The following is a 16660-nucleotide window of genomic DNA, read 5'->3' on the forward strand; positions in this document are numbered from 1 at the left end:
GCGCTAGAACACGCTCCGCGCCGCCGTCACCAGCGCGTGGTGGAGCGAATAGGCCGAGGACCGGCCCCCCAGCAGCGTCATGCGGTCCGGCGCGCGCCGGATCGCGTAGACGCCCAGGTGCTCCATCATCGTTCGGGTGGCCGAGCCCGGGCCGAATCGCTCGAGGTCGAGGTTGCAGAGCCGCTCGAACAGCGGCTGCAGCGGGCCCGCGACCTCGAAGCGTGCCCAGGCGTCGGTCTGCTCGGTGATCGAGGCGGACTCGCCGAAGAGGGGCTTCAGATGCGCGACGATGTCCTCGTGGGTGGCGAAGGGCGCCTCGACCATCCACATCCCGGGGCTGACCCAGAAGGCGCCCCAGTCGCCCTGCGACTCGGCCCGGCCGGGCTCCGGCAGCGGGAGGCCGGCCTGGGCCGCCCGCTCCATGACCTCGGCCTCGCGGCCCCGGCGGATGGCGAGCGAGGCCAGCGCCGTGTCCGCGTCCTCGGCGGTGCTGACGGGGCCGATGGTCTCGACCGCCAGGGTCTCCCGGCCCAGCGCCGAGAGGGGCTTCAGGTTATGGCTAGCCACGGAGGCGCTCCCCTTCCGGATCGACGAAATGCGGCGACACGATCTCGACCTCGACCTCGGTCCTGGCCAGTAGGTTCACGGCCCGGAGCCGCTCCCCCAGCCGCGCCGAGCCGTTCTTGAGGTAGCCCAGAGCGATCTGGGAGCCGACGTGCGGCGAGAACACCAGCGAGGTGATCCAGCCGTCGTCGTTCGCGGCGACCGGCTCCTTGCCCTTGGCGATGAAGTGGCTTCCGGCCTTGAGCGTGTCGACCGGGTTGACCGGCTTCACGCCGACGATCCGCAGCCCGTCCCCCGCGCCAGTTCCTCGCGCTGCGAGAGGACCATGCCGATGGCGTCCTTCTTCTTGGACACCATCTTGCCCAGGCCCATGTTGAGCGCGGTCGTCTGGCCGTTGAGCTCGTTCCCGGCGACGTGGCCCTTCTCGACCCGCATGACGCCCAGCGCCTCGGTGCCGTAAGGGGTGACGTCGAGGTCCGCGCCCTTCGCCATCATCTCGCGCGCCAGGGCGTCGCCGTAGCGCGTCGGCACCGCGATCTCGTAGGCCATCTCGCCCGAGAAGCTGATCCGGAAGAGCCGGGCCCGCAGGCCGCCGCAGACGGTGACGTTGCCGCAGGCCATGTAGGGGAAGGCCGCGTCCGAGATGTCCTGGTCCACGATCCGCTGCAGCAGAGTCCGCGCGTTCGGCCCCGCGACCGAGAACTGCGCCCAGGCCTCGGTCGTGGAGATGAGCTGCACGTCGAGGTCGGGCCAGAGGCACTGGCGGCAGAACTCGAGGTGCCGGAAGACCCCAACCGCGTTGGCGGTGGTCGTGGTCATCACATACTCGTTCTCGCCCAGCCGCGCGGTGGTGCCGTCGTCCATGACGATCCCGTCCTCGCGCAGCATCAGCCCGTAGCGGACCTTGCCCACGGGGAGCGTCGAGAAGGTGTTGGCGTAGACGCGGTCGAGGAAGACGCCCGCGTCGGTGCCCTGGATGTCGATCTTGCCCAGCGTGGTCACATCGCAGAAGCCGACGCTCTTGCGGGTGGCGAGGACCTCGCGGTCGACCGACTCGCGCCAGGTGGTCTCGCCGGGGCGGGGATACCACTGGGCGCGGAGCCACATCCCGACCTCGACGAAGACGGCGCCCTGCTGTGCCGCCCAGCGGTGCGAGGGGTCAGGCGGGTGGGCTTGAACTCCTCCTCCCGCGACCGGCCGGCCAGCGTGCCCATCGACACGGGCGTGTAGGGCGGGCGGAAGACGGTGGTGCCGGTCGCGGGGATGCCCTTGCCGGTCAGCTCGGCCATGACGGCGAGGGCCACGACGTTCGAGGTCTTGCCCTGGTCGGTCGCCATGCCGAGCGTCGTGTAGCGCTTCAGGTGCTCGACGGAGACGAAGTTCTCCTGATGGGCGAGCTTGATGTCCTTGACGGTCACGTCGTTCTGGAAGTCGACCCAGGCGCGCCCTTGGCCCGGGACGTGCCAGAGCGGCGAGAGGCGCAGCGGCGCGTCCTCGGCCTGCGGGATGTCGGCCGGGGAGGCGGCGAAGCCGAGGTCCTCCAGCGCCTCGGCGGCCCGGGCGGCACCGGTGGCGAGCGCGCCGTGGGTGGAGAGGGCCCCGGCGGCCGCGCCGGCGACCGACAGGCCGGCGGGGCCGCTCGGGCTCGGGACGAAGGCGGCGATGGACTCGTCCCAGACGGGCCGGGCCGAGTGGTGCGAGGTCAGCGCCAGCGTCGGGTTCCAGCCGCCCGAGACGCCCAGGGCGTCGCAGGCGATCCGCTCCTCGCGCCCGTCGGCGGTCCGCACGGTGATGCCGGTGAGGCCGAGCTTCCCGTGCGCGGCGGTCACGACGGCGCCCTGCAGGTGGCGGATGCCGGGCAGCCGCTCGCCCACGCGGCGCGAGTCGATGACGGCGACCACGTCGACGCCCCGGGCCTCGAGGTCGCGCGCGGTCCGAAGGCCGTCGTCGTTGTTGACGAAGAGGGCCACGCGCTTGCCCGCCGCCACGCCCCAGCGGTTGGCATAAGCGCGAACGGCGCCCGCCAGCATCACGCCGGGCCGGTCGTTGTCGCGGAAGGCGATGGGCCTCTCGATAGCGCCGGCGGCGAGGATCGACCGCCGGGCGTAGATCCGCCAGAGCACCTGGCGCGGCTTGCCGGCCGCCGGTGCGGGCAGGTGGTCGGACACCCGCTCGACCGCGCCGAAGACGCCGTGGTCGAAGACGCCCATGACGGTCGTGCGCGGCATGACCCGGACGTTCGGCATGGAGGCGAGCTCGGCAACGGCGCCGCGGGCCCAGTCGGCCCCGGACTGCGCGCCGATCGCGAGGGTCTCGGCGTTGAGCCGCCCGCCCAGCAGGAAGTCCTCGTCCGCGAGGATCACCCGAGCGCCCGCGCGGCCCGCCGTCAGCGCCGCCATCAGGCCCGAGGGCCCCGCGCCGATGACGAGGAGATCGCAGTGCAGGAAGCCCTTGTCGTAGGCGTCGGGGTCCGCCTCCTTGGACAGGCTCCCCAGGCCCGCGGCGCGGCGGATGATCGGCTCGTAGAGCTTCTCCCAGAAGGCGGCCGGCCACATGAAGGTCTTGTAGTAGAAGCCCGCCGTGAAGAACGGCGAGAAGAGGTCGTTCACCCCCAGCGCGTCGAAGGCAAGCGAGGGCCAGCGGTTCTGGCTCTGCGCCTCGAGGCCGTCGTAGAGCTCGGCCACGGTCGCCCGCGTGTTGGGCTCCTGCCGCGCGCCCGAGCGCAGCTCGACCAGCGCGTTGGGCTCCTCCGGCCCGGCGGACAGGAGACCGCGCGGGCGGTGATACTTGAAGCTCCGCCCGACGAGCCTGACGCCGTTGGCGAGGAGCGCCGAGGCCAGCGTGTCGCCCGGGTGCCCCTGGTAGGACTTCCCGTCGAAGGTGAAGCCGAGCGTGCGGCTCCGGTCCACGCGGCCCAGGGCTACGCGCATCGGCTGCGAGGGGGCCATGGGTGCCCGGACGGGCTCGCCGGCGAGACCGGCGGTATCGCGCAGGACCTCTGTCATTTCGACCTCCCCCGTCCGCGCGCGACATCCCGCGCCAGTTCCGCCCCCAGGATCTCGTGCGTCACGGTGTTCCGCGTCACCACGAGCCAGGAGCGGTCGCCCTGCTCGTGGAACCAGAGCTCCCGGTGCACCCCCGCCGGGTTGTCGCGGAGGTAGAGGTAGTCGTGGAAGGCCTCGGGCTCCCGCAGGCCGTCGGGCCGGTCGATCAGGGCGGCGTCGCCCAGGTAGGTGAACTCCTGCGCGTCGCGCGGGCCCAGGAGGGGATGGGGGATCAGCATGGGTCTGTCCTAGTGGAGGTTCGGCTGGGCCCCTTGGCCCTTCTCGTCGATCATCGCGCCGCGCCGGAAGCGGTCGAGCCGGTAGGCGCTCGCGGTGGGGTGCGGCTCGTCCTTCGCGATCAGGTGCGCGAAGCAGAAGCCCGAGGCGGGCGTGGCCTTGAAGCCGCCGTAGCACCAGCCGCCGTTGAAGTAGAGGCCGTCGATCCCCGTGCGGTCGATGAAGGGCGAGCCGTCCATGCTCATGTCCATGATGCCGCCCCAGGTCCGCAGCAGCCGCGCCCGGCCGATCATCGGCATCAGCGCCATGCCGCCCTCGGCCACGTCCTCGATCACCGGCAGGTTCCCCCGCTGGGCGTAGGAGTTGTAGCCGTCGATGTCGCCGCCAAAGACGAGGCCGCCCTTGTCCGACTGGCTGACGTAGAAGTGCCCCGCCCCGAAGGTCATCACCCCGTCGATCACCGGCTTCAGCCCCTCGGAGACGAAGGCCTGGAGGACGTGGCTCTCGATGGGGAGACGCATCCCGGCCATGGCCATCACGCGCGAGGAGTTGCCGGCCACCGCCACGCCCACCTTGAGCGCGCCGATGAAGCCGCGCGTCGTCTCCACCCCCGTCACGCGCCCGTTGACGATGCGGAAGCCCGTCACCTGGCAGTTCTGGATGATGTCCACGCCGCGCTGGTCGGCGCCGCGCGCGTAGCCCCAGGCCACCGCGTCGTGCCGCGCCGTGCCGCCCCGCCGCTGCAGGAGGCCGCCCTTGATGGGGAACCGCGCGTGGTCGAAGTTCAGGAAGGGATACATCCTGCGCACCTGCTCCCGGTCGAGGAGCTCCGCGTCCGCCCCGTGCAGGATCATGGCGTTGCCGCGCCGGGTGTAGGCGTCGCGCTGGGCGTCCGAGTGGAACAGGTTCAGGATGCCGCGCTGGCTGACCATCGCGTTGTAGTTGAAGTCCTGCTCCATCCCCTCCCAGAGCTTCATCGAGAACTCGTAGAAGGGCTGGTTGCCGTCGAGCAGGTAGTTCGAGCGGATGATCGTGGTGTTCCGCCCGACGTTGCCGCCGCCGATCCAGCCCTTCTCCAGCACCGCGACGCGGAGCTGCCCGAACTCCTTGGCGAGGTAATAGGCCGCCGCGAGGCCGTGGCCCCCGCCCCCCACGATCACCACGTCGTAGGACGGCTGCGGATCGGGGTCGCGCCAGGCCGGCGTCCAGCCCTTGTGCCCCGTCATCGCCTCGCGGAAGACCCGCAGTCCCGAATAGCGCATCCGTGAATCCCCCGGTTTCGCCCCGGGATACCACCGCTGGAAACCGACAGACCCGGGCGTTTCCGACATGAACCCCGCCGTTTCGGTCACCTCCCCGTCCCGTGAAGGCGCCCATGCCGGGGTGAACCGTTCCCTCCTCCCGGCGTTGGTCGCACCGAGAGCAAAAAGGGGGACCCCATGGCCCAGACCGTCGGCGACTTCATCTGGCAGCGGCTCCGGGCCTGGGGCGTGCGGCGCGTCTTCGGCTACCCGGGCGACGGGATCGGCGGCCTCGTCGGCGCGCTGGCGCGGACCGAGGGCGCCATCGACTTCGTCCAGGTCCGGCACGAGGAGATGGCGGCGCTCATGGCCTCCGGCACCGCCAAGTTCACCGGCGAGGTCGGCGTCTGCATGGCGACCTCCGGGCCGGGGGCGGCGCATCTCCTCAACGGCCTCTACGACGCCCGGCTCGACCACCAGCCGGTGCTGGCGCTCGTGGGCCAGCAGGCGCGGTCGGCGCTGGGCTCGCATTACCAGCAGGACCTCGACCTCCAGTCGCTCTTCAAGGACGTGGCCGGCGCCTACATCGAGACCGCCTTCACGGCGACGCAGGTCCCGCACCTGATCGACCGCGCCTACCGGATCGCCAAGGCCGAGCGGCGCGTCACCTGCGTCATCCTCCCCAACGACGTGCAACTGGCCAGGATGGAGGAGCCCCCGCGCGAGCACGGCATGACCCATTCGGGCGTGGGCCTCGACCTCTCCCCCATCGTGCCGGACGCGAGCGCGCTGATGCACGCGGCCGAGGTCCTGAACGCCGGCCAGCGCGTCTCGATGCTGGTGGGCGCCGGGGCGCTGAACGCCACCGACGAGGTCATCGCCGTGGCCGACCGGCTGGGCGCGGGCGTCGCCAAGGCGCTCCCCGGCAAGGCGGTGCTGCCCGACGACCTGCCCTTCTGCACGGGCTCCATCGGGCTTCTGGGCACCAAGGCGAGCTGGGACCTCATGCAGGGCTGCGACACGCTCCTCATGGTGGGCTCGGGCTTCCCCTACACCGAGTTCCTGCCTCCGGTGGGCCAGGCGAGGGGGGTCCAGATCGACATCGACCCCGGGATGCTGGGCCTGCGCTACCCGATGGAGGCGAACCTGATCGGCGATTCGGCCGCCACGCTACGGGCCCTCCTCCGGCTGCTGACGCCCAAGACGGACCGGAGCTGGCGCCAGAAGATCGAGGCCGCGACCGCCGATTCCTGGGCGGAGGCCAAGGCCACGGCCATGACGGATGCGAACCCCATCAACCCGCAGCGCGTCGCCCACGAGTTGTCCGAGCGGCTGCCCGGGAACGCCGTCGTCACCGCCGACAGCGGCACGACGACGGTGTGGTATGCCCGGAACCTGCGCTTCAGGCGCGGGAACATGGGCTCCGTGTCGGGGACGCTCGCCACCATGGGCTGCGCGGTGCCCTACGCCATCGCCGCGAAGTTCGCCCATCCCGAGCGCCCGGCCATCGCCCTCGCGGGGGACGGCGCCATGCAGATGAACGGCCTGACCGAGCTCATCACCATCTCGAAATACTGGCGTCGCTGGACGGACCCGCGCCTGATCGTGATGGTCCTGAACAACCGCGACCTCGCCTACGTGACCTGGGAGGAGCGCATCCAGGCCGGCGACCCCAAGTGGGAGGGGAGCCAGGACCTGCCCGACGTGCCCTATGCCGAGTTCGCGAAGCTCATCGGTCTGGGTGGGCGGCGGGTCGAGGCGCCGGAGGAGGTCGGCCCCGCCTGGGAGGAGGCGCTGTCGGCCGACCGGCCCTTCGTGCTCGACATGGTCACGGACCCCGACGTGCCGCCGCTGCCGCCGCACATCACGCTCAAGCAGGCGCGGGGGTTCCTCGGCTCAATGGTCGGCGGCGACCCGGAGGCGGGCGGGGTCCTGAGGCAGACCACGCGGCAGTTGCTGGGGAGCCTATGGCCCGAGAAGGGGTAGAAGGTTGTCGTGGGGCAGGCTTCAGCCCGCCACGCGACACATGAGCCAGTTGCGCCGTGGCCGACCGAGCGTGGCGGGCTGAAGCCCGCCCTACGTTGGGCGTTGGACGTAGCTTCCCCTACCCCGCCGGGTGGCCTCCCAGGGACGGGGCCACCTTGGCAGAGGAATGTTGAGAAACGGTTAACAGGCGGGGGCCGGATCGCAGAAAAGGGTGTCCTCGGTCCGGTCGCGCCGCCCTAGCCCACGGCGACGAGGTGTCCCCCGCCCAGGTCCCTGAGGGTGAGGCGCACCGGCGGGTCGGTCCGCAGGCGCACGGGGCTCGGGACCTCGGAGGCCATCCGCTCGCGCGGGGGGCGGACATGGGTGGGGTCGGGGACCGGCACGGCCTCGATCAGGCGGCGGGTGTAGGCGTGGCGCGGGTCGCCGAAGACCTGCGCGCGCGTGCCCATCTCGACGATCTGACCGAGGAACATCACCGCGACCCGGTCGGCGATGGAGTCCACCACCGCCATGTCGTGCGAGATGAACAGGAAGGACACGCCCGTCGCCTGCTGGAGGTCCCTGAGCAGCGCCAGCACCCGCGCCTGCACCGACACGTCGAGCGCCGAGACGCTCTCGTCCGCGACGATCAGCTTGGGGCGCAAGGCCAGCGCCCGGGCGATGCAGATGCGCTGGCGCTGCCCGCCCGAGAACTCGTGCGGGTAGCGGTCCGCCTGGGCGCGCGACAGGCCCACTTGCTCGAAGAGCCGCTCGACGGTCGCGCGCCGCTCCTCGCGGTGGCCTACGCCGTGGACAACCAGCGGCTCGGCCACGAGGTCGCCCACCCGCATCCGGGGGTCGAGCGAGGCGGCGGGGTCCTGGAACACGATCTGCGCGTCGCGCCGCACCGCGCGCGTCACGTCCCCCTGGCCGTGGAGCTTGCGTCCCGCGACCTCGATCTCCCCCTCGAAGGGGACGAGGCCGGCGATGGCCTTGGCGATGGTGGACTTGCCGCAGCCCGATTCGCCCACCAGCGCGAAGGTCTCGCCCGCGCGGATGTCGAAGGACACGCCCTCGACGGCATGGACCCGGTGGGTCGCGCGCCCCAGGAGGCCCCGGTGCAGGTCGAAGCGCACCGTCAGGTCGCGCAGCGCGCAGACCGGCGCGGATCGGGGGCGCGGGGCCTCGGCGGGCCGGCTCCCCATGCGCGGCACGGCGGCGAGGAGCGCCCGGGTGTAGTCCTCGCGCGGGGCCTCGAAGATCCGGCGGACCGGCCCCTCCTCGACCATGGCGCCGTCCTTCATGACGACGACGCGGTCGGCCATCTCGGCCACCACGCCCATGTCGTGGGTGATGAGGACGATGGCCGTCCCCATCTCGCGCCGCAGGTCCCGCAGCAGGTCCAGCACCTCGCGCTGCACCGTCACGTCGAGGGCGGTCGTGGGCTCGTCCGCGATCAGCACGTCGGGGCGGAGCGCGATGGCCATGGCGATCATCACCCGCTGGCGCATCCCGCCCGATAATTCATGCGGATACTGCCGCAGTCGCTGCTCGGGCTCCGACAGCCGCACGGCCCGAAGCGCCTCCAGCGCCCTCGCCTGCGCCTCGCGCCGGGGGAGCGGCTCGTGCGCCTCGATGGCCTCGACGAGCTGCGCCCCCACGGTCATCACCGGGTTGAGCGAGGTCATCGGCTCCTGGAAGATCATGGCGATGCGGTCGCCCCGGAGGCCCCGCAGCCGCCCTTCGGGCAGCCGCAGGAGGTCCGTGCCGCCCAGCCGCACCGCCCCCGCCGTCGCCCGGACGTTGACGGGCAGGAGGCCCATGACGGCGAGCGAGGTGATCGACTTGCCCGACCCCGACTCGCCCGCGATGGCCAGCGTCTCCCCGCGCCGGAGCGCGAAGGAGGCGTCGCGGACGAGCGGCCGGAGCCCGCCCTCGGTCGCGACCGAGACGGTGAGCCCCTCGACCGAGAGGACGGTCTCGGCCGCGGCCTCGGCCATGGGCGCCTCGGCCAGCGTCATTCGAACACGGCGCGGGGGAAGTAGAAGCTCACCACCCAGTTCGGCATGTCCACGATCTCGGACACCCGGAGGTCGCCGCAGACCGAGCAGAGCATGTAGGCCTCCACCGCCGACATCCCTCGCGTGGCGCAGAGGAGGTCCACCATGTTCATGACCGCGTCCCGCGCGCCGGCCATGAGGTCCGGGCCGATGCCGGTCGTGACCTCGTAGCCCTTGGCGTCGAGGTGCCGCGTCACCGGGCCGTCCGTGGTGAAGCGCGGCGTCCGGAGGTTCGCCCCCTTCACGAGGTCGAGCGTCAGGACGACGTCCATCGGGCTCTCGATGGCGGTGCCGCAGACCTCGCCATCGCCCTGCGCGGCATGGGTGTCGCCCACGGAGAACAGCGCCCCCGCGACCTCCACCGGCAGGTAGAGCGTCGTCCCCGCCGCGAGGTCGCGGATGTCGAGGTTGCCGCCCACCCGGCGTGGCGGCACGACGGAGTGGTGGCCGGGCTCCGCTGGCGCGTTGCCGATGGTGCCGCTGAAGGGCTTCAGCGGGATCTTCGCCTGGGAGCCCCACATGGCCGGGGCCATGGTCTGGGCGTCATAGGTCCAGACGATCAGCGCCGGGTCGGTGAACTGGTCCGCGAGCAGCCCGAAGCCCGGGATGTTCGCCGTCCAGCCCCAGGCCGTCCCCTCGCGCAACTGCGGCGCGAAGCTCTCGATGGTGACCTTCAGCGCATCGCCGGGCTCGGCCCCCTCGACGAAGATCGGCCCGGAGACCGGGTTGATCTTGCCGAAGTCGAGGTCGATCACGTCCTGCAGGGTGCTCGACGGGCCGAGCTGGCCCGCCGAGGAATCGTGGCAGTGGAACAGGATGGTCGATCCGGGGGCCACCCTCTCGGCCGGGGCAAGCGTGTTGTCCCAGCCGAAATGGCTCTGGCGGCCGTGGATCGTGTAGTCGCAGGCCTTGCACATGATCTCACCTGCAACCGTTAGCGGAGTGGAGCTTGCACATCGCTCTTACTCGGTCACGTAGACGTAGTCGTAGTTCACGGGGATCGACACCGGATCGACGTAGAGGTTGTCGGCCCCGCCCATGCGCGGCGACTTCATGGTGAAGCGCTCCTCGTTGAAGACCGGCGCCCAGGGCGCGTCCTCCATCACCTTCATGTAGATGTCGGACCACATCTGGAGCCGCTCGGCCGAGCGCGCCGGGTCGGAGATGCTGTCCGCCTGCGCGGCCTGGGCGTCGAGCTCCTCGTTGCAGTACTTGGCCCAGTTCCAGCCGCCGGGCTCGGCGCCCGCGCAGCCGAGGATCGGGTAGTAGAAGTTCGCCGGGTCCGGGAAGTCCGCGATCCAGGCCATGCCGCCCGACCAGATCATCGGCGCGGTGCCCGCCCCGCCCGCCTCGATGACGTTGGCCTGCGCCAGCGCCTGGATCGAGGCGTCGATGCCGATGGCCGCGAGGTCCTGCTGGATCGCCTGGGCGATGCGCGGGTTCGGGTCGGTGTTCATCACGTAGAGCTCGGTCTCGAACCCGTCGGCGAACCCGGCCTGCGCGAGCAGCGCCTTGGCCCCCTCGGGGTCGTAGGCATAGCCCTCGTAGTCCTGCGTGTAGCCCGGCATCGACGGCGGCAGCGGCTGGTTCGCGGGGATCGCGCGGCCGTTGATGATCTGGACGATGCGGTCCTTGTTGATCGCCATGTTGACCGCGTGGCGCACGTCCGCGTTGTCGAAGGGCGGCTGCGTGACGTTCATCGTGACGTAGCCGGTCTGGAGCTGCCCGCCCTGCACCACGCGCTCGGCCTGGGCGGGGTCGGACATGACCTCCTGGAACTTGGCGGGCGGGATGCCGTCGCCGGGGATGTCCACCTCGCCGTTCTGGAGCCGCAGCAGCGCCACGACCGGCTCCTGCCCGATCTCGAAGGTGATCTGGTCGAGATAGGGCACGCCCGGGGTCCAGTAGTCGGGGTTCTTCTCGAAGACGAGCCGCTGGCCCAGCGTCCATTCGGCCAGCTTGTAGGCCCCGGTCCCGACCGGGTTGCGGCCGAAGTCGGCGCCGAACTCCTCCACCGCCTCGCGCGGGACGACGTAGGAGAAGTTGAGCGCCATGAGGTGCAGGAAGGTGGCGTCGGGGCGGCTCAGCTTGATCTGCACCGTCTGCGGGTCCGGCGCGGTCACGCCCGACAGCCCCTCGGCCTCGCCGGCGATCTGGGCGTCGTAGCCCTCGATGGCGCCGAAGAAGCCCGCGCCGGGGGACTGCGTCTCGGGGTCCGTCACGCGGTTCAGCGAATAGACCACGTCCTCGGAGGTCATCTCGCGGCCGTTGTGGAACTTGACGCCGGGCCGCAGGTGGAAAGTGTAGGTGAGGCCGTCCTCGCTGATCTCGTAGCTCTCGGCGAGGCCGGGGCGCAGGTCGGTCGTGCCGGGGACGTAGTCCATGAGCCCGTCGAAGATCGACTTGATCATCGACCAGTTCTGCCAGTCGTAGCCGATGGCCGGGTCCAGCGTGGAGACGTCGTCCTTGTAGGTGATGGTGATGGACCCGCCCTCCCTGGCGTTCGGGTCCGGCGTGTAGGTGTCCGTGGCCTGCGCGAGCGCCGGCCCGGCGAGGGCCAGCAGCAGCGCGGTCGAGGCGAGGAGGCGTGTCATTGTTCTCTCCCTTGTTGGTCGTTCAGCGAAGTCGGATGCGCGGGTCGATGAAGGGCGCCACGAGGTCGGCCAGCAGGTTCCCCAGCACGATGGCCACGGCGGACACGATGGTGACGCCCATGATGATCGGGATGTCGACGCGCTGGATCGCCTGCCAGGCGAGCTGCCCGATGCCGGGCCAGCCGAAGACGCTCTCCACCACGACGATGCCGCCCATGAAGACGCCGATGTCGATGCCGATCATGGCGACGATGGGCAGGATCGCGTTCGGGAGCGCGTGGCGCAGGATCACGCGGCGGCGGGTCAGGCCCTTGGCGCGGGCGGTGCGGATGAAGTCCTGCCGCAGCACCTCCACCATGCTCGACCGCATCATCCGCGAGTACCAGCCCGCGCCGAGGATGCCCAAGGTGAGCGAGGGCAGGACGAGGTGCGCGAAGGTGCCGTAGCCCGAGATCGGCAGCCAGTGGAGCCTGACCCCGAAGAGATAGAGGAGCAGCAGCCCCACCACGAATTGCGGGGCCGAGACGCCGACGAAGCTCGCGATCATCAAGCCGTTGTCGGTGGCGGTGCCGGGCCGCAGCGCGGCGACGATCCCCATGGTCAGGCCCAGGACCAGCTCGCAGAGGATGGCGCCGGCCATCAGGAGGAGCGTCGGCGGCAGCCGCGCCCGGATCAGCTCGGCCACCTCGCTCCGCTGGAGGTAGCTGCGGCCGAGGTCGAGGTGGAGCAGGTTCCAGAGGTAGCGCCCGTACTGGACCCAGAAGGGCTGGTCCAGGCCGAGCTGCCTGCGGATGCTCTCCACGGTCTCGGCCGTGGCCGAGCGCCCGGCGATCTGCCGCACCGGATCGGCGGGCAGGACGTAGAGCAGGAAGAAGGTGACCAGCGTCACGCCAAGGAGGATCAGCACCGACTGCACGAGCCGCCGCAGGAGGTAGCCCGCCATCAGCCGCGCCCCCTCTGCGTCGGGTCGAGCACGTCGCGCAGCGCGTCCCCCACGAGGTTGAAGGCGAGCGCCAGGAGCAGGATCGCCACGCCGGGGAAGAACACGAGCCAGGGCGCCGCCTGGAAGTAGGTCTGGTTCTCGAAGATGATGTTGCCCCAGGACGGCTGCGGCGGCTGCACGCCGATCCCGAGGAAGCTCAGCGTCGCCTCCAGCAGCACCGTCGTCGAGATGCCGAGCGTGCCGTAGACGATGATCGTCGGCAGCAGGTGCGGCAGGATGTGGAGCCCGAGGATGCGCCCGGTCCCCGCGCCGATGGCCCTCTCGGCCTGCACGAAGTCGCGCTCCGCGAGCGAGGTCGTCTCGGTGTAGAGGACGCGGGCCACCTGCACCCAGTTCACCAAGGCGATCACCAGCGCCACGATCCAGAGCGAGGGCGAGAAGATCGCCGCCAGCGCGATGGCGAGGAGCAGCGCCGGGAAGGCCATCATCAGGTCGGTGAAGCGCATGAGGATGCTGCCGAGCCAGCCCCGGAAGTAGCCCGCCGTCACCCCCACCAGGGTCCCGATCAGCAGCGCGATGCCGTTCGCTACCACCCCGATCACCAGCGAGGTCCGCGCCCCGTAGAGGATGCGCGTGAGGAGGTCCCGCCCGAGGAGGTCGGTCCCCAGCAGGAACTGCCCCCCGGGCGGCATCGGCGCGCCCTCCAGCGTCAGCCCCTCGAAGAGCTGCTCGTCCCGCCGAGGGCGCGATCCAGGGCGCCGCGACGGCGGCCGCGACGGTCAGCGCGATGATGAGGAGCCCCAGGAGCGCCAGCGGCCGGCGCGCGAGCCGCCCGAGCGCCCCCCGCCGGCGCGGCTCAGGAACCGTGGCGTCGGCCATGCTTGCCCTCCCCTCCGGCGAGCAGCCGCGCCGCCGCCTCCTCGATGGTCACGCGCCAATCCATCGCCCGCTGCCTGAGGCAGGCATAGGCCGAGTCCTCGTCCCGTCCTTCGGCCGCCAGCATCGTCACCGCGCGGATCACCGTCTGCCGCTCCGCGAGCCGCGATCGCAGCCCCGCGATCTCGGCCGCCAGCGCGCGGCGCGCCTCGAAGGACGCCCGCGCGATCAGGAGCGCGCTATAGACGCCGTTGTCGCCCACGGGCTTCAGGAGCTGCGCATCGGCCCCCATGCCCAACGCCCATTCGACCCGGCCCGGCGCCTCGGACCCGATCAGCGCGACGGTCGGCATCGGCGCCGCGCCGGGTGCCCAGGGGAACTGCGCGTCGTGGCCCATGTCGGCGTCGAAGAACGCGTAGTCCGCCCCCAGCGCCGAGGGCCCGAGGTCGGGCCAGTGCGCCTCGGCCGTGAGGCCGATGGCCGCGAGCTGGCGCGTGAGCGCCTGCACGGTGGCGTGCGGCCGGTGCAGGATCGCCGCCCGCGCGCCGCCCAGATCGGGGACCGTGAGCCGCCGCCTCATGGCGTCACCGCCCGGAGGTGGGGGCGCATCGCCAGCCTCTCCCGACGCGCGAGATAGGGATCGGCCGGCACCGCTTCCCACCGCTCCCGCACCCGGAAGGCCCCGCCCTCGACCTGGGCGATCACGACGGGCAGCGTGGCATGATGGGTCGCCGGGTCGATCCTCAACTCGCCCCCATCCGGCAGATCGAGGAGGTCGTCCAGCGACGCCCCCGCATCGCCGGCCCGCGCCAGCCGCGCCGCCAGCGAGCGCACCGACGCGAAGGCCGCCGCCTCGAAGGAGGAGCCGAACCGCCCCGCCCCGCCCCGGAAGTAGGGCCCGGCCGAGACCAGCCCCTCGGCGGCCCCGCCCAGCGCCGGCAGCTCGCATTCCGTGAGGTTGCAGGACAGGACGGGGCAGCGCTCGGGCGCGAAGCGCGCGTCCTCCTCGGCCAGCCGCCGCAGCGCCCGCACGAACTCGTAGCTCGACGCGCCGATCAGGTTGTTCAGCACGAAGTCGGGCCGGGTCGCGCGGATCTCCTCGACCATGCGGCCCACGTCGGTGTCGCCGATGGGCAGGTAGCGCTCGCCCAGCACCTCGCCGCCGGCTTCCCCGATCAGGCCGCGGGCGACGCGGTTCACCTCCCAGCCCCAGATGTAGTTGGAGCCCGTCAGGTAGCCCCGCCGGCCATGGCGCGCGAAGGCCCAGCGCAGCAGCGGCACGAGGTGCTGGTTCGGGCAGGCATGGGCGTAGGCGACCTGGCCCGAGGCCTCGAAGCCCTCGTAGGGGCAGGGATACCAGAGGAACCCGCCCAGGCGCTCCAGGGCCGGGATCACCTCCTTGCGGCTCCAGGAGGTGACGCAGCCCACGACGTGCCGGGCCGTGCTGGTGGAGAGGATCTCCGCGCAGAGCGGCGCATAGGCGTCCGCCTCGCCGCCCGGGTCCCGCTCCACCGGGACGAGCTCCAGCCCCAGCGCGGGGTCCGCGTTCACCTCCGCGATGGCCCGCAGCGCCCCCGCGCGGCAGGCCTCCGCGAGCAGCCGGTAGCTGCCGGAGCGGGAGAAGAGGAGGCCGATCTCGACTCTCTGCATGTCGTCCCAAACAAAAGAGCCCCGCACGCGACCGCCCGGGAGCGGGACGCGATGCGAGGCTCGGATGCCGTCCGGGCAGGGCCCGATGTTTCCGCCAGTTGATCCGAGACGGGGCGCCTGCGTCAAGCGCCCCGTGCATCTTCCGTGGCGGCAGACCGCAAGGCGGCGGAACGTCCGGGCGTCCCTCGAAGCTCCCGGGGCTCGGGCCGCCGGTTGCGCGGCCCCGTCGTCGAGGATGCCGGGCCGCCCCTCCTTCGCTCGGCGCGGGTCGGAGGTCCCGGGCTCAGAGGCCCTGGCCGAGGACGCGGTCGGCCACCGCGCGGAAGCGCTCCACGGTGCCGTCCACGTCCTTGAGCTTGTCGAGGCCGAAGAGGCCGATGCGGAAGCTGCGGAAGCTGGCGGGCTCGTCCACCTGGAGCGGCACCCCGGCGGCGATCTGCATCCCTTCGGCGGCGAAGGCGCGGCCGGTCTGGACCTCCGGGTCCTCGGTGTAGCTGACGACGACGCTCGGCGCCTCCCAGCCGGGGGCGGCGACGGATTTCTGGCCCTTCTCGGCCAGGAGGGCGCGGATGCGCTTCCCGAGCTCCCACTGCGCGGCCTTGGCGCGGTCCCAGCCCAGGGCCTGCGTCTCCTCCATCGCGTCGCGGAGCTGGCGGAGCGAGTCGGTGGGCATGGTGGCGTGGTAGGCGTGGCCGCCGCCCTCGTAGGCCGCCATGATCGAGGCCCATTTCTTCAGGTCCAGCGCGAAGCTGTCCGAGGTGGTGGCCTCGAGCCGCGCCTTCGCCCGGTCGGACATCATCACGAGGCCCGCCGCCGGGGTCGAGGACCAGCCCTTCTGCGGGGCGGAGATGAGGACGTCGACGCCGGTCGCCCTCATGTCCACCCAAACGCAGCCCGAGGCGATGCAGTCGAGGACCATCAGCGCGCCGACCTCGTGGGCCGCGTCGGCCAGCGCGCGGACGTAGTCGTCGGTGAGGATGATGCCGGCCGAGGTCTCGACGTGCGGGGCGAAGACGGCGTCGGGGCGGGCCTCGCGGATCGCGGCGGTCACCTCCTCGATGGGCGCGGGGGCGTAGGGGGCCGGCGCGGCGTTGCCCTGCGCGCGGGCCTTGAACACCGTCGTCTTCGCGGTGAAGCCGCCAGCCTCGAAGATCTGCGTCCAGCGGTAGGAGAACCAGCCGTTGCGGACGATCAGGGCATGGGCGTCGCCGCCGAACTGCCGCGCGACCGCCTCCATGGCGTAGGTCCCGCCGCCGGGCACGATGGCGACCGCGTCGGCGCCGTAGACCTCGCGCAGGCCCGACGAGAGGTCGCGCATGACCCCTTGGAACGCCTTCGACATATGGTTCAGCGAGCGGTCGGTGAAGACCACCGAGAACTCCATGAGGCCGTCGGGGTCGACGGCGGACCGGAACGCGTGGGCGTCGTCCATGGCGAGGGCTCCTTCCTTTGCGCGGGGAACACTAGGGCGCCGCCGCGCCGCCGG

At 71.8% G+C, this 16660-nt stretch carries 12 protein-coding genes and 2 pseudogenes; 1 reads left to right on the forward strand and 13 read right to left on the reverse strand.

Features of this window, described 5'->3' with window-relative positions; translation table 11 throughout:
- Nucleotides 1-3 precede the first annotated feature (3 nt).
- From RUMESO_RS04565 to RUMESO_RS04580, 4 genes and pseudogenes are all read right to left on the reverse strand, one after another.
- Entirely contained in the window at nt 4-567 is a 564-nt protein-coding gene (locus tag RUMESO_RS04565; protein ID WP_037278414.1) for a sarcosine oxidase subunit gamma, read from the reverse strand.
- Nucleotides 560-3494, reverse strand: a pseudogene (locus tag RUMESO_RS04570) (sarcosine oxidase subunit alpha family protein). Before RUMESO_RS04570 ends, RUMESO_RS04565 begins: the two are co-directional and overlap by 8 nt.
- A gap of 71 nt (nt 3495-3565) precedes the next feature.
- Complete coding sequence (locus RUMESO_RS04575) at nt 3566-3847, reverse strand: sarcosine oxidase subunit delta (protein WP_037278416.1); 282 nt, start codon at nt 3845-3847, stop codon at nt 3566-3568.
- Nucleotides 3848-3856: 9 nt separating this feature from the next.
- Nucleotides 3857-5107: a sarcosine oxidase subunit beta family protein gene (locus RUMESO_RS04580; protein ID WP_037278419.1), complete on the reverse strand. Its 1251-nt coding sequence runs from the start codon at nt 5105-5107 to the stop codon at nt 3857-3859.
- A 177-nt stretch (nt 5108-5284) separates the two neighbouring features.
- Between RUMESO_RS04580 and RUMESO_RS04585 the strand changes: the two genes are divergently transcribed.
- On the forward strand, nt 5285-7072 hold the full coding sequence (locus RUMESO_RS04585) for a thiamine pyrophosphate-requiring protein (RefSeq protein ID WP_037278421.1): 1788 nt from the start codon (nt 5285-5287) through the stop codon (nt 7070-7072).
- Between the two features lie 236 nt (nt 7073-7308).
- Here the strand turns inward: RUMESO_RS04585 and RUMESO_RS04590 are convergent, their stop codons facing one another.
- From RUMESO_RS04590 to RUMESO_RS04625, 9 genes and pseudogenes are all read right to left on the reverse strand, one after another.
- Entirely contained in the window at nt 7309-9051 is a 1743-nt protein-coding gene (locus RUMESO_RS04590; protein WP_245639148.1) for an ABC transporter ATP-binding protein, read from the reverse strand.
- A 17-nt stretch (nt 9052-9068) separates the two neighbouring features.
- A complete protein-coding gene (locus RUMESO_RS04595; protein ID WP_037278424.1) occupies nt 9069-10028 on the reverse strand; it encodes an acetamidase/formamidase family protein in 960 nt (319 codons plus the stop codon).
- A 45-nt stretch (nt 10029-10073) separates the two neighbouring features.
- Nucleotides 10074-11705 carry an ABC transporter substrate-binding protein gene (locus RUMESO_RS04600; protein WP_037278426.1) on the reverse strand — a complete coding sequence of 544 codons (1632 nt, stop codon included), beginning with the start codon at nt 11703-11705 and terminating at the stop codon, nt 10074-10076.
- Nucleotides 11706-11727: 22 nt separating this feature from the next.
- Nucleotides 11728-12648, reverse strand: a complete 921-nt coding sequence (locus RUMESO_RS04605) for an ABC transporter permease (RefSeq protein WP_037278427.1) — start codon at nt 12646-12648, stop codon at nt 11728-11730.
- Entirely contained in the window at nt 12648-13340 is a 693-nt protein-coding gene (locus RUMESO_RS04610; RefSeq protein WP_342670721.1) for an ABC transporter permease, read from the reverse strand. Before RUMESO_RS04610 ends, RUMESO_RS04605 begins: the two co-directional genes overlap by 1 nt.
- A 94-nt stretch (nt 13341-13434) precedes the next feature.
- Nucleotides 13435-13527 (reverse strand): annotated as a pseudogene (locus RUMESO_RS28060) (hypothetical protein); the annotation flags it as partial.
- Nucleotides 13505-14104 (reverse strand): ANTAR domain-containing response regulator, encoded by a 600-nt coding sequence (locus RUMESO_RS04615; protein WP_037278429.1) that lies wholly within the window; start codon nt 14102-14104, stop codon nt 13505-13507. The pseudogene RUMESO_RS28060 and the gene RUMESO_RS04615, both read right to left, overlap by 23 nt.
- Nucleotides 14101-15174, reverse strand: coding sequence for a transporter substrate-binding protein (locus RUMESO_RS04620; protein WP_037278430.1), 1074 nt, complete (start codon nt 15172-15174; stop codon nt 14101-14103). The genes RUMESO_RS04615 and RUMESO_RS04620 overlap by 4 nt, the downstream gene beginning before the upstream one ends.
- A 283-nt stretch (nt 15175-15457) precedes the next feature.
- On the reverse strand, nt 15458-16606 hold the full coding sequence (locus RUMESO_RS04625) for an aminotransferase class V-fold PLP-dependent enzyme (protein ID WP_037278432.1): 1149 nt from the start codon (nt 16604-16606) through the stop codon (nt 15458-15460).
- Nucleotides 16607-16660: the final 54 nt, after the last annotated feature.

Source organism: Rubellimicrobium mesophilum DSM 19309, from assembly GCF_000600335.2.
GTDB lineage: Bacteria > Pseudomonadota > Alphaproteobacteria > Rhodobacterales > Rhodobacteraceae > Rubellimicrobium > Rubellimicrobium mesophilum.